Origin of the sequence: Arenicella chitinivorans, assembly GCF_014651515.1 — a bacterium.
Classification (GTDB): Bacteria; Pseudomonadota; Gammaproteobacteria; order Arenicellales; family Arenicellaceae; genus Arenicella; species Arenicella chitinivorans.
On record NZ_BMXA01000003.1, the window covers coordinates 293,574 to 307,171 of the forward strand.

The 13,598-nt window shown below is 52.1% G+C and carries 10 protein-coding genes; all 10 read left to right on the forward strand.

From position 1 onward, the window contains the following. Positions 1 to 2: 2 nt before the first annotated feature. The 10 genes from IE055_RS11080 (at position 3) to murB (ending at position 13,501) form a co-directional block, all read left to right on the forward strand. Entirely contained in the window at positions 3 to 578 is a 576-nt protein-coding gene (locus tag IE055_RS11080) for a Maf family protein (protein WP_189400865.1), read from the forward strand. A gap of 55 nt (positions 579 to 633) precedes the next feature. Continuing rightward, on the forward strand, positions 634 to 2,112 hold the full coding sequence (gene rng / locus IE055_RS11085; RefSeq protein ID WP_189400868.1) for a ribonuclease G: 1,479 nt from the start codon (positions 634 to 636) through the stop codon (positions 2,110 to 2,112). Next, positions 2,109 to 5,915 carry a YhdP family phospholipid transporter gene (locus tag IE055_RS11090; protein ID WP_189400871.1) on the forward strand — a complete coding sequence of 1,269 codons (3,807 nt, stop codon included), beginning with the start codon at positions 2,109 to 2,111 and terminating at the stop codon, positions 5,913 to 5,915. Before rng ends, IE055_RS11090 begins: the two co-directional genes overlap by 4 nt. Beyond that, positions 5,912 to 6,748, forward strand: a complete 837-nt coding sequence (locus IE055_RS11095) for a carbon-nitrogen hydrolase family protein (protein WP_229794253.1) — start codon at positions 5,912 to 5,914, stop codon at positions 6,746 to 6,748. The genes IE055_RS11090 and IE055_RS11095 overlap by 4 nt, the downstream gene beginning before the upstream one ends. Positions 6,749 to 6,762: 14 nt before the next feature. Continuing rightward, a complete protein-coding gene (gene tldD, locus IE055_RS11100) occupies positions 6,763 to 8,211 on the forward strand; it encodes a metalloprotease TldD (protein ID WP_189400874.1) in 1,449 nt (482 codons plus the stop codon). 8 nt (positions 8,212 to 8,219) lie between these two features. Further along, positions 8,220 to 9,566 carry a metalloprotease PmbA gene (gene pmbA, locus IE055_RS11105; protein ID WP_189400878.1) on the forward strand — a complete coding sequence of 449 codons (1,347 nt, stop codon included), beginning with the start codon at positions 8,220 to 8,222 and terminating at the stop codon, positions 9,564 to 9,566. A 78-nt stretch (positions 9,567 to 9,644) separates the two neighbouring features. After that, positions 9,645 to 9,929 (forward strand): FmdB family zinc ribbon protein, encoded by a 285-nt coding sequence (locus IE055_RS11110; RefSeq protein ID WP_189400881.1) that lies wholly within the window; start codon positions 9,645 to 9,647, stop codon positions 9,927 to 9,929. 1 nt (position 9,930) lies between these two features. Then, on the forward strand, positions 9,931 to 10,626 hold the full coding sequence (locus IE055_RS11115) for a DUF502 domain-containing protein (protein ID WP_189400884.1): 696 nt from the start codon (positions 9,931 to 9,933) through the stop codon (positions 10,624 to 10,626). Beyond that, entirely contained in the window at positions 10,610 to 12,412 is a 1,803-nt protein-coding gene (gene aspS, locus IE055_RS11120; RefSeq protein WP_189400887.1) for an aspartate--tRNA ligase, read from the forward strand. The genes IE055_RS11115 and aspS overlap by 17 nt, the downstream gene beginning before the upstream one ends. Before the next feature lie 69 nt (positions 12,413 to 12,481). Further along, complete coding sequence (gene murB, locus IE055_RS11125) at positions 12,482 to 13,501, forward strand: UDP-N-acetylmuramate dehydrogenase (RefSeq protein WP_189400890.1); 1,020 nt, start codon at positions 12,482 to 12,484, stop codon at positions 13,499 to 13,501. Positions 13,502 to 13,598: the final 97 nt, after the last annotated feature.

Sequence of the window (13,598 nt, forward strand, 5' to 3'; positions counted from 1 at the left end):
CTATGCCTGAGTTGATACTGGCTTCTGGTTCACCACGTCGACGGGAGATGCTTACCCAGATGGGTGTCGATTTTACTGTGCAGGTACCCGATATCGATGAGTCACGTCGCGCGGATGAGTTGGCAGAAGACTACGTTACCCGTTTGGCACGCGAGAAAGCGCGCGCTGTAGCCGCGTCTCAGGCACACAACGAAGCGGTAATACTGGCGGCTGACACCGTTGTCGTGCAGGGTGAACGAATTTTTGGTAAACCGCGTGATTTTGCGCACGCACAGCAAATATGGCACAGCTTGAGCGCGACTAAACATCAGGTAATGACGGCGGTGTGCCTGCTGGTTCATGATAGACTGAACGTCAAGCTGGGGCTTACGGATGTTGAGTTTGCCACGATCACGGAGCGACAGATGCAGGCCTACTGGTCCAGTAATGAGCCGCAGGATAAGGCTGGTGCGTATGCCATACAGGGTTTGGCATCGGCCTGGGTGAAAGTAATTCACGGTAGCTATAGTAATGTTGTGGGTTTACCTCTGCGAGAGGTGAATGAGTTATTAAGCGCTGTAGAGATGAACTGGCTTTAGTTGGTGCATGTGCGTCCAATCGAAAAGCCGCAGACTGAGTAGGTGTTGAGTTCCAGTGGCGAGCAAAGAAGAAATACTGATCAATGTTACGCCGCAAGAGACACGGGTTGCGGTGGTGGAAAACGGGGTTTTGCAGGAACTGCACATCGAACGCACCTTGTCGCGTGGACTGGTCGGTAGTATTTATAAAGGAAGAGTCGTTCGAGTATTACCGGGTATGCAAGCCGCCTTTGTGGACATTGGTCTGGAGAAGAACGGTTTTTTGCACGCCGCCGATATCGCTCGCAGTGATCCGGTCTTCAGCGGACAGCCCGCGCGGGAAGTTCCACCGATTCAGGAATTGGTGCATGAGGGCAAGCATGTTTATGTGCAGGTATTAAAAGACCCTATTGGCAGTAAAGGTGCGCGACTGACCACTGAACTGAGCATGCCATCACGAAACCTGGTGTATTTACCGAACGGCGCTGAGATTGGCATCTCGCAGAAGATTGACAGCGTCGAGGAGCGTGAGCGATTGCACGAAATCGTACAGCGTCAGATAGAGCAACATGAGCTGACTGGTGGGTTTATTATCCGCACTCTGGCCGAGTCTGTTACCGAAGAAGATATCGCAAATGATATGCTGTTTCAGCGACGGCTCTGGCTGCATGTAAGCGGCCGAATGCAAGACGCTGCGCCAGCCACGCTGATCCACGCGGATGTGCCATTGTCGATCCGTACCATGCGTGATTTGGTGCATGATAGCCTAGAGAAAATTCGCATTGATTCTCGTGAGAGTTACGAGAAAGCACGTGATTTCGCGCGTGATTTTATGCCGGAGTTGGTCGACAAGCTGGAGTATTATCCTGGTGAGCAGCCCTTATTCGGCCTGTATTCTATTGAAGCCGAGATCGAGAAAGCAATGCACCGCAAAGTCATGCTTAAATCGGGTGGGGATCTCATTGTTGATCAAACCGAGGCGATGACGACGATTGATGTGAATACCGGCTCATATGTTGGTCGTCATAATCAAGAAGAAACACTGTTTAAGACCAACCTTGAAGCCGCTACTGAGATCGCACACCAAATGCGCCTGCGTAATTTGGGTGGGATTATTATTGTCGATTTTATCGATATGCAGAGCCAGAACCATAAGAAGCAAGTACTGGCAGCGCTGGAGTCAGCCTTTGCAAAAGACCGAGTGAAAATCAAAATTACTGATATCTCACCTTTGGGCTTGGTCGAAATAACCCGAAAGCGCACGCGTGAAAGTCTAGAGCAAATTCTCTGTGAGGCTTGCCCAACCTGTCAGGGTCGAGGGACGGTAAAAACAGTGCAAACAGTGTGTTATGAGATTCTGCGTGAAATTTTGCGCGAGGATCGCCAATATAAGGCGCAGTCCTACACTATTGTGGCGGCACCATCGGTAATCGATCTTTTGCTGGACGAGGAAGCGAGCAGTTTGGCCGATTTGCAAGAGTTCATTGATCGCCCCATCAGTTTGCGCGCCGACCCTCTGTGCAATCAACAGGAATACGATATCGCACTGGCATGACCGAGCAAGCAGCAAACAAGCGTTGGCGCAGCCTGAAACTGGTACGCAATCTTGTATTGCTGATGGCCGTCATGTATCTGTGTTTCTGGGGCAGTCTGGCGGTGTATTTCAGTTTTGCTGAAACACATAAAGATGCACTCCAATCGCAATTGAGTTCGATGTTCGACCGGCCGGTGAGTATTAGATCGGTGCGCACTCAGTGGCAAGGCATGTCGCCACATATTCAGATTCAAGGACTGCTGGTGGCAGGCGATACTGAGGCTCAACCGGCTCTGGCATTTGAGTCATTGTCCGCCTCGGTTCAGCCTTTATCATTGCTTCGATTCTGGCCAAAATTTGATGAGTTTGCATTGGAGAAACCGGTGCTTGAGGTTGTGACTCACGAAGACGGTCAAATTCAGATCGCAGGTGTGTTGCTGTCTAAACAGAATAGTGGACGGGCCACGCCAGAGCGTTTGCTGCGGTGGATGTTGGACCAGCCTGCAGCGGCTTGGCACAGTGGTGAGATCGTCTGGGTCCGAGCTAGTGGTGAACTAAAGCGCTATCGTGATATTTCATTTGTCTATCAGCGCGAACAGCAATTACGGACGATTTCCGCAACGCTGACCAGTGACCGAGGCCCCTTAGCTTTCAAGGCAACCAGTCAGGGTGACCTCTTGGCCGACGACTTGTGGGATGCTTCGCTTGAGGTCTTAGGTGATCAACAAACCCGCATCGTTCGGTCTCAGGATTTATCGTTGACGGTGGAAGATGGTCAGGGTCGGCTGCTATTGAAAGAGTTAGAAGTAGTCCGTGTTCGAGAGTTTCTTAGGTTGTTGGGCCTACGTCGTGACGCACGTTGGATCTTTGATGCTGATCTGAATGGTGTGCTCCATGACGTGGAATTTACTTTTTCTGGCCCACTGCTGGCGATGGAGAATTGGACGCTGTCGGCCGCCGCATCCGGGGTTGGTTTCAATGCAATCGACCCGATTCCCGGCATGAACAATTTGCGTGGAGAGCTCAATGCCTCTGCCGACGGTGGTGTGTTCGAATTTACCGCGGAGGATGCGCGCTTTGAATGGCCTAAAATTTACAACCGTGTGGTGCCGATCGAAACCGCGTCTGGTGAGTTCACCTGGCGAATCAATGACGACGATACGGTAACCATTGGGCTGATCGAAGGTCAGTTGACCGATGGTGTTGCTTCTATTTCAGACTTAAATGCCACCTGCCGCCTAGAGCGAGGCATTGAAACGGTGACCAGTTTTGGTCAATTGTTCAAAGTCGAGTCGGTGCGTGAACTGAGTTTTGAAGATGGTCTGATTGTGAACACGCCAGACAGTCTAAGCGAACGTCCGTTGATGGTGAACGCTAATGCGGAGTTCGCGTTTAATGATTTGAGTCGGTTCGTGGATTACCTGCCAAACGATTCACGTGTAGACAAATTTCGAGAATGGTCAGAGTCTGCATTCGTGCGTGGTGAGATTTTTAATGGTCGCGCTAGCTACCGAGGAGAGTTGACCCGCAATGCCTTGATCGTTGGCAAGGCGCAGTTTGAAGCATCTGCTGACTTTGATAATGCGGAAGTCGATTATGGTTTCCAGCGTGATTGGCCAGCCGCTAAACAAGGGCGTGGTAAAGCGACAATTCGCAATCAGCTGCTGACCATCGTGCCCGATGCGCTTCAGCTCAATGGCGAGGCCGTGACCGATGGTCAATTACAGATTGCACGCTTGTTCGAGCCGACTCGTGCATTACTGGTTCACGGCAAAACTCAGACCTCATTGCGTAAAGGCATGGACTTTCTGTTCAAGGGGCCATTGATTAGTCCCGAGAGTCGTCCCGATACCCTGCCGGTGGAGGTGACTGGTGGCACTGTGGATATCGATGTTGCGGTTGAAATTCCGCTTGATGATATGGATAGCACTTCCGTTCGTGGAACAGCCGTGGTCCGTAATGGTAGCGGCGTGTTACCCGAAGGCGTGCCGCTGACGAAAGTGAATGGGGCAGTGTCGTTCACTGAACGCAGTGTAACTTCGGAGAATGTACGTGCTCGGTTTCTGGGGGGAGATACCTATGGTCGTTTGGTAACCGTCCGTGAGGCTCAGCCGCCGGTGATGAAGTTGATAGCGCGTGGCGAGGCCGACGTGACCTCCCTCGAACCTTGGGTTGGTGAACATATCCTTACCTGGCTGGATGGTGTGGCGGACTGGCAGGGAGATCTGTTGATCGATGGCCCGAGTTTGCAAATTAATGGTCAGTCTGAACTCTTGGGTGTGGCAGTGTCTGCGCCGGCACCACTGGCGAAGGCCGCCGATGAAGTTGCCAACCTGGCGCTGTCGATGACCATCGGTGATGATGATGTGTTGCCAAACTTAGCACTTAACTACAATGATGATGTCGCTGTGCGGATGCAGGGTGCAAAACCCATTGCCAGCAGCGGGACTGGATCCTCGTTGTTTGACCGGTCTCTTATTAGCATCGGCACTGGCCCTGCTCGGCAACTCAAGCCCGGTATCAACTTTGTTATCGACGATGATGGCGTTAACCTTGATGACTGGTTGACCGCAGTGATTGATCTGGCCAGCCACACGCCAAAGCAAGAAAGTAACAATACTGACTTCCTTGATGCTATGCGCTCGATTGAGATTCGCTCTGCCAACCCGGTATTGCTGGGGCGCGAATTCGGCAACCTGGCTGTCTCTGCGGCATCGGTGGATGGATTTAAATGGGTTGGAACCCTAGATGGAGACAACATTCGAGGCACCATGACGATGCGGCCGCGCGACCGGATCGGACAGTATGAGTTCGACCTGTCTGAGTTCCATCTCGTGGATGCACCCGAGGATGACACACCGGCGACGGCCATAGACTACACATTACAACCAAGTGCCTATCCGAGTATTACGCTGAATGTAGATGCGCTGAAGGTGACTGGTAAGAATCTGGGTTCCTTACGATTTCGCGGGCGTCCGAAAGACGATCAATGGCTGACAGAGGAGTTTGTTGTCACGCAAAATGGGATTCGAACCGAAGCGCGCGGTGGTTGGCGCAATAATGCCGCCGACGGATCAGTCACTTCATTCGATTTTAATACGTCGATTGAAGAGGCTGAAGGCGCGCTTACCGACATGGATTTTGATGGCGTGATTAAACGCGGCACCGGCACACTGAAAGGAAATATCAATTGGATTGGTGCGCCACATGAATTCGATTACGCACGACTCAACGGTGAGTTTGATTTGTCCGTGCGCGACGGAGAACTAATCCAAGTCGAGCCGGGGTCCGGTAAGTTGCTAGGGTTGTTGAATTTCAATGCCATCGCTCGCCGGCTCATTTTTGATTTTCGCGATGTGTTCGCGTCAGGTTTGAAGTTTGACCGCATGCGTTACAACGGTTTGTTGGCTGAAGGTGAAGCGATTTTCCGTGAGGCTTATATTTTTTCCCCAGCTGTGTTTGTGAGTATGGAAGGCAAACTCGACCTAGATGAAGAGCTCATCGATATGGAAGTTCATTTATCGCCCGAGTTGGGCGGTAATCTTACGTTGTTAAGTGCGTTGGCTAACCCGACGGCCGGTGCCGTGGTGTTTTTAACGCAGCGTATTTTTAAAGACGAAATGCGAGAATCCAGTTTTAAAAGTTACCGCGCACTGGGTACTTGGCAGGATTTTGAGATGGTTGAAATCAAAGATGGGCCAGTGACGCCGGATTCTGCACCCGTTTCCGATGTGGATTCACCAACCCCACCAACAACGGATGCTTCAGGTCGGCAACCCAGCGAGTCTTTGGCTAGGACACCCGAACCCGAGCCGGAGTCGTGAGTTCGACCTCAATCAAGGCGGGCTGTTTGCAGATGAACTCCGGTCCGGATGTGGCTGAGAACCTTGCATTCATCACCGCCAGCCTGCGCGCCGAGCCTGACCTGGATCTGCTTCTATTGCCAGAGAACGCAGTGCAAATGCCTGCGACCCGCGATCACCAATATGTTGAGCCTGCGACCGGTGGTGAAGTCCAGAGAGCCTTGAGTCGATTGGCGGCTGATACCGGCACGGCTATTGTGCTCGGGGCGCTGGCAGTGCTGGTCGAGCCCAACCCAAAGCCCTTCGCGCGGAGTCTTCTGTTTGACCAACAAGGGCGACTCTGTCATACCTATGACAAGTTACACCTGTTTGATGTTGATACCGGCGATAGCAGACAACATCGCTATCGTGAGTCGGAAACTTATCAGGCGGGGCCACTGACTCAGGCGCAAGCGAGCCCCAAAGCGCTCACAATCGGTGATTTATCGGTGCAGCTCGGCTTGAGCATTTGCTATGATCTGCGCTTCCCAGAGATGTACCGTGCACTGGTGCAGCGTGGCGCACAGATCCTGTGCGTGCCAGCGGCGTTCACATACGAGACAGGCCAGGCTCATTGGGCTACCTTGCTGCGCGCTCGTGCGATCGAAAATCAGGTGTATGTATTGGCAGCAGCGCAACACGGAATACACGCTAATGGCCGTCAAACCTGGGGCCACAGTATGATCGTCGACCCGTGGGGCGAGGTGATTGTGCAACAAAATACTGGCCAGGGCTTGGTTTCTGCCACACTTGACCTCACAAAGATAGAATCACTCAAAGCAAGCTTCCCGGTGCAACAACACCGCCGGCTCTAATCAAATAAACGAGTATGAAACAAGATCATTTTGGAACTGCTCAGGCAACATTGCTTGAGCCCACCGGCTTGTCCGCGTCCGACCTGGATGCGGTGATGCAGAAGTTAACTGGTGTGGGCGGGTGTGATTTCGCCGATATGTATTTTCAATACGCAAAACAAGAGAGCTGGTCGCTGGATGAAGGCGTGGTTAAGACTGGCAGCTTTACCATCGATCAAGGTGTTGGTTTGCGCACCGTGTGTGGTGAAAAAACCGCATTCGCCTACAGTGAGGATCTGCATGCGCCTGCGATTTTGGCGGCCGCCGATGTGGTGCAAGCCATTGGTCGTCAAGGCGGTGGTACACAAGCACCTCGGGCTTGGCGGCCGCGTACGCCGCGTGCATTGTATCCGCAGCAGGATCCAATCGCTGGTTTAGGCGATGCAGAAAAGGTCGCTATTCTTGAGGCAGCCGACCGAGCAGCCCGCGGCCATGATCCACGCGTAGTCGAAGTCATGGCGAGCTTGGCTGGGGTTTACGAAGTGGTATTGATTGTCACCAGTGACGGACGTCAGGTGCCGGATGTTAGACCGCTTATTCGCTTAAATGTGTCGGTGATTGTTGAACAAGATGGTAAGCGAGAACGTGGGTCCATGGGGGGTGGCGGTCGTTTTGGGTTTGATTATTTTGATCATTCAACCATTGAGCACTACGCGCATGAAGCAGTGCGACAAGCACTGGTGAGTCTCGAAGCGATCGATTCACCGGCTGGCACGATGCCCGTGGTGTTGGGGCCTGGCTGGCCTGGCATTCTGTTGCATGAGGCGGTTGGTCACGGATTGGAAGGTGACTTTAACCGCAAAGGCACATCCGCGTTCTCCGGTCGAATTGGGCAGCGTGTCGCAAGCGAGCTCTGTACGGTGGTCGATGATGGCACCATTGCTGAGCGCCGGGGTTCGCTGAGTGTCGATGATGAGGGTAACGAAACCCAGAACACAGTGCTGATTGAAAAAGGCATTCTCAAAGGCTATATGCAAGATGAACACAATGCACGATTGATGGGCATGAGCGTTACAGGCAATGGTCGTCGCGAGAGTTTCGCGCACTTGCCAATGCCGCGCATGACCAATACCTACATGCACAACGGCGAGCACGACCCAGAGGAGATAATTCGCAGTGTCAAGAAGGGCTTATACGCAGTGAACTTTGGTGGCGGTCAGGTCGACATTACATCCGGCAAGTTCGTGTTCTCATCCAGTGAGGCGTACTTGATCGAAGACGGTAAAATTACCGCGCCTGTAAAGGGGGCTACGCTTATCGGCAATGGGCCGGAAGCGATGCAAACCATTAGTATGGTGGGCAATGATATGAGTTTGGACTCCGGCGTGGGCGTGTGTGGTAAAGATGGTCAGAGCGTTCCCGTTGGTGTTGGGCAGCCGACCCTGAAGATGGATGCTTTAACTGTTGGAGGTGTACAGCTATGAGTGCGCAAATGACTGCTAATAAGGCATCAGAAGCAGCGGGCATTGATTTGGTGCGCGCGGCGCAGATCGCACTAGATTATGCTGCCAAATGCGGCGTGGATGAGTCAGAAGTATCTTTGCATCACGGTACTGGTGTGTCGGTGACCACACGTCAACAAGATCTGGAAACGGTTGAGAAGCACAATGATGCGCAAATTGTTGTGAGTGTGTACCGTGATCATAAGACAGGGTCGGCGAGCAGTGCTGATCTGAGTGAGGCCGGAATTCAGGCCGCGGTCGACGCGGCTGTGTCGATAGCACGATTTACTGGGTCTGATCCGTGCTTGGGCTTGGCGGATGCTGATCGGATGGCAACCCATGCAATCGATCTCGATCTGTATCACCCGTGGCAGTTAGATGTGGCGAAGATGACAGACATCGCCCTCAAGTGTGAGGCTGCGGCGCTCGCTGCTGATGCTGCGATCACCAATAGTGAAGGGGCCACAGTGAACTCGTATTCAGGTAATACGGTGTATGCTAACTCACATGGGTTTATCAGTAATACGGCCGGTAGTCAGCATAGTATTTCGTGCTCAGTAATCGGTCAGCGCGAGTCTGCTATGCAGCGCGATTATTGGTATGACAGTAATCGCAACCCGAGCTTGTTGCAGGCCGCCGATGAAATTGGTCGTACCGCTGCCAGACGTACTGTCTCACGCTTAGGGGCGCGTCAAATAGACTCGCGTCAGGCGCCCGTTATGTTTGATCCGATGACGGCTAAGAGCCTATTTAGTCACCTAATCAGTGCACTCAAGGGTGGCGCTATCTATAAAAAAGCCAGCTTTATGCTGGACCGTGTTGAGCAACAGATTCTGCCGGACTTTATTCATGTTGCCGAGCATCCGCACGAGCTTGGTGCGGCGGGCAGCGCCTATCATGATAGTGAAGGCGTTGCCACGCCGGAAAAGCGGGTGTTGGTTGATCAAGGTGTGTTGCAAGGGTATGTGCTTGGGTCATACACGGCGCGTAAGCTGGGCATGGCATCCACCGCAAACGCCGGTGGTGTACGAAATCTGAAAATCAGTAATACCGGGCACAGTTTCGAACAGCTGCTCGGTGAACTGGGGACGGGTCTGTTGGTGACCGAGCTAATTGGTTCAGGTATCAACATGGTGACGGGCGATTATTCGCGTGGTGCTGCGGGCTTCTGGGTGGAAAACGGCGTGATACAGTATCCGGTCGAAGAAATCACCATCGCCGGTAATCTGTTGCAGATGTATCAACAGATTGTTGCTGCCGGTGCTGACTACGACCGCCGTGGAAACACCGAATGTGGCTCTATCGTTATTGAAAGTATGACGATCGCCGGAAGTTAGCGGTATAATGCGCGCCGCCTGGTTTTAAGTGAGGTTGATTTACCTTAATCCATTTTAAGAGTTACGAGTACGAGCCTTATGCCAATCTATCAATATCGGTGTGCCGAATGTGGTCACAGTCTGGAAGCACTGCAAAAAATGAGTGATCCTAAACTGACGGATTGTCCGGCATGTGACGCCCCTGCGTTAACCAAGCAAGTTACCGCCGCTGCATTCAAATTGAAGGGCACCGGCTGGTATGAAACTGATTTTAAAAACAGCGGTAAGCCTAAAGTAGCAGGTCAATCTGCGAAGACGGAGCCCACTTCTAAGCAGGGCTCTGAGTCGAGTAGCAGTCAGGCTGTCGGCGGAGAGTCAGCTTAGTATGCAGCGAATTCGGCGTTACTTTATAGCGGGTCTTCTGGTTTGGTTGCCATTGGTTGCCACGTATGTAGTGCTGTCGTTTTCAATCCGGTTGATCGACCGAAGCTTGCTGTTGTTACCACCGTCTTTACGCCCAGAGAATCTGATCGGATTTCAAATTCCCGGTCTCGGTGTGATTTTGACGCTGGTGCTAGTGCTGTTGACTGGGCTGATCGTGGCCAATTTCTTTGGCCGTAAACTGGTATCCGCTTGGGAATCGTTGTTATCGAGAATTCCTTTGGTCAGGACCGTGTATGGTGCGGTCAAACAGGTCACCGCTAGCCTGTTCTCGGATGCCAGTCAGTCATTTCGTGAGGTTGTGCTGGTCGAGTATCCGCGGCGTGGTTTATGGATGTTGGCTTTTGTCACTGGTGATACTCCGAAAAAATTTCAGCAGGTTGTTGGTCAGGACTTGATTAATATTTATGTACCAACAACGCCAAACCCAACGTCGGGCTTTTATATCATGGTACCGCCATCGGAAGTACGTCGATTGAGTGTGCCGGTTGAAGTCGGGCTTAAGATGATTTTGTCGGCGGGTGTCGTCAACCCGCTGGATGATCCGGTCGAAGCAAAAAAATTGGCCGCTGAACTAGAACGTAAATCCGCCAAGCTGGCAGCAAAAAAAGAACGAGAGAAGCATGAAAGCACTTCGTAGTCACCGATGTGGCCAAATAAATGAATCCCTGATTGACAATATCATCACCGTTTCTGGTTGGGCGCAGCGTCGCCGTGACCATGGTGGGGTTATTTTTATTGACCTGCGTGATGCATCGGGTCTGTTGCAGGTGGTGGTTGACCCGGATGCGAAAGAAGCGTTCGAAATTGCTGATACCGTGCGCAATGAGCACGTCCTACGCATCACCGCTAAGGTGCGTGCCCGACCTGAAGGAACAACCAATAGCGATATGCCGACGGGTATGGTAGAGGTGTATGCCACTGAAATCGAAGTATTAAATCGCTCAGAACCGATCCCATTCCAACTGGATGAAGAAGACGTTAGTGAAGCGGTGCGTCTGAAGTATCGATACTTGGATCTGCGCCGTGAAAATATGCAACGGATTTTCCGCTTACGTAGTCAGGTGACGAAATTCTTCCGGGATTTCTTGGAAGCGGAGCATTTTGTCGATATTGAAACGCCGATTCTGACCAAGTCCACACCGGAAGGGGCTCGCGACTACCTGGTACCAAGTCGTGTACACGCTGGTGAGTTTTTTGCGTTACCGCAGTCACCACAATTGTTCAAGCAGCTGTTAATGGTGGCAGGGTTTGAACGTTATTACCAAATTGCTCGCTGTTTTCGCGACGAAGATCTTCGCGCTGATCGTCAACCTGAGTTCACCCAGCTGGATATCGAAACTTCGTTCATGAATGAAGAAGAGATCATGGCCATGATGGAAACCATGATTCGCGATTTGTTCAAACAGGCGTTGGATGTCGATTTACCTGCTCAATTCCCGCGTATGACGTACGCGCAGGCCGTTGAACAATATGGTATCGACCGTCCGGACCTGCGTAATCCGTTGCAGTTGGTATCGGTCACTGACCTAGTTAAAAATGAAGAGTTCAAGGTTTTCTCAGGACCGGCTAACTCGCAAGAAGGCCGAGTTGCGGCACTGCGCGTGCCCAAAGGCGCATCGCGTCTTAGCCGCAAAGAAATTGATAACTACGCCGACTATATCGCGAACTACGGTGCCAAAGGCCTAGCCTACATCAAAGTAAACGATCTGGCCGCCGGGCGTGATGGCCTACAATCTCCCATCGTCAAGAATTTGTCAGATGACGCACTTGAGAGCATGATGCGCCGTGTTGGTGCTGAAGACGGTGACCTGGTGTTCTTCGGTTCCGATTCAGCGAAAATCGTGAACGATTCACTGGCCGCTTTGCGCAACAAACTTGGTGAAGATCTGAAGTTAATTAAAGGGGCATGGGCGCCGATGTGGGTTGTGGACTTCCCGATGTTTGAAAAGGACACCCAGAGTGGTAACTGGACCTCACTGCATCACCCGTTCACCGCACCGAAAACTGATCAGATCGACACGCTGTCCTCAGACCCAGGTTCAGTGTTATCTCGGGCATACGATATGGTCCTCAATGGCACTGAAATCGGCGGTGGCTCGATTCGAATTCATCAGTCAGAGGTTCAGAAACGAGCATTCACAGCGCTGGGTATTGACGATGCCGAAGCAGAGGAAAAATTCGGCTTTCTGTTGGATGCGTTACGTTATGGTGCCCCTCCGCATGGCGGGATTGCCTTTGGAGTGGATCGAATTGTTGCGATGATGTCTGGCGTGGAGTCGATTCGTGATGTGATTGCGTTCCCGAAAACGCAAAAGGCATCCTGTCTGTTGACCGATGCGCCAAGCGGCGTAGACAAGACTCAGTTACGCGACTTGCACATTCGACTGAGTGCGTCGGCGCAAAGCGCACAGAGCGAGAATTAATTTGACTTATTGGTCGTCGATGGTCGCTGAGTCAGAGGCGCTTTCGGCGGCCGCCACTGCGAGCTGCTAATGCAATTCCCTGCCGAGCTTGGCCTTCAGGCAGACGCCGATCTTCGTCACTACAACACCTTGGGCGTGCCAGCACGCGCTCGCTATCTCACCGTGGTAAATTCAACGACGCTGCTCACGCAAGCGTTGCAGTTTGCGCATGAGGCCAACCTAGCCGTCTTGGTGCTGGGTCAAGGCAGCAATACGGTGTTGACTCGAGACTTTGACGGATTGGTAATCCACAACCAATTACGTGGTGTCGATGTAATTCAGGAGACCGATTCGTATGTCGAGTTGCGCGTTGCTGCTGGGGAGAACTGGCATCAGTTTGTGTCGTTCGCGGTCACTAAACACTGGTACGGTGTAGAAAATCTTGCGCTAATTCCGGGTCTTGTTGGTGCGGCACCGATTCAGAATATTGGTGCCTACGGCGTGGAAGTTAAAGACGTTATTACGGCCGTAGAATATGTGGATCGGACTACATTGGCAATCCAGACCCTGTCAAACGATGCATGCCAGTTCGCTTATCGTGATAGCGTTTTCAAAAACGCCCTATGTGATGCCACGGTGATAACCGCCGTGCAGATTCGCCTGAATAAACGCGCAGCGCTTAATTTGGACTATCCCGCGTTGGCAGACCAAGCCGGCAAGCAGCCAAGTTTAGAGTCCGTGTTTGACGCGGTGTGTCGAATTCGCACGCAGAAGTTGCCGGATCCGGCTGCGATACCAAACGCAGGCAGTTTTTTTAAAAACCCAGTAGTGACAACAGAACACCACCAGCGGCTAAAATCACAATTCCCGGACCTTATCGGTTTTGCTACAGACGATGGATACAAGCTGGCTGCCGGTTGGCTTATTGATCAAGCTGGATGGAAGAATAAGGAAATCTCAGGTGTGCGTGTTCATCGGCAACAAGCATTGGTGGTCATCAATCCGTCAAACCGGTCCGGTGCCGATGTGATGGCGCTTGCAGCTGCGATCCAGCAGGACATAGTGCGTATTTACGATGTTCAACTGGAAGTTGAACCAAGAATCTATTGAAATCGAAGCGGTTTCGGATGTACGCTGATAGGGAAGCAGCGACACCAGCCTCACCACCGCTAGGGTAGATTTAAGTACGCACAGCCTGCTGTGCCAA

Excerpts from the sequence above, each read along its gene's own strand:
- IE055_RS11080 (WP_189400865.1), top strand. The coding sequence starts at position 3 with ATGCCTGAGTTGATACTGGCTTCTGGTTCACCACGTCGACGGGAGATG.
- IE055_RS11090 (WP_189400871.1), top strand. The coding sequence starts at position 2,109 with ATGACCGAGCAAGCAGCAAACAAGCGTTGGCGCAGCCTGAAACTGGTA.
- tldD (WP_189400874.1), top strand. The coding sequence starts at position 6,763 with ATGAAACAAGATCATTTTGGAACTGCTCAGGCAACATTGCTTGAGCCC.
- pmbA (WP_189400878.1), top strand. The coding sequence starts at position 8,220 with ATGACTGCTAATAAGGCATCAGAAGCAGCGGGCATTGATTTGGTGCGC.
- IE055_RS11110 (WP_189400881.1), top strand. The coding sequence starts at position 9,645 with ATGCCAATCTATCAATATCGGTGTGCCGAATGTGGTCACAGTCTGGAA.
- IE055_RS11115 (WP_189400884.1), top strand. The coding sequence starts at position 9,931 with ATGCAGCGAATTCGGCGTTACTTTATAGCGGGTCTTCTGGTTTGGTTG.
- aspS (WP_189400887.1), top strand. The coding sequence starts at position 10,610 with ATGAAAGCACTTCGTAGTCACCGATGTGGCCAAATAAATGAATCCCTG.
- murB (WP_189400890.1), top strand. The coding sequence starts at position 12,482 with ATGCAATTCCCTGCCGAGCTTGGCCTTCAGGCAGACGCCGATCTTCGT.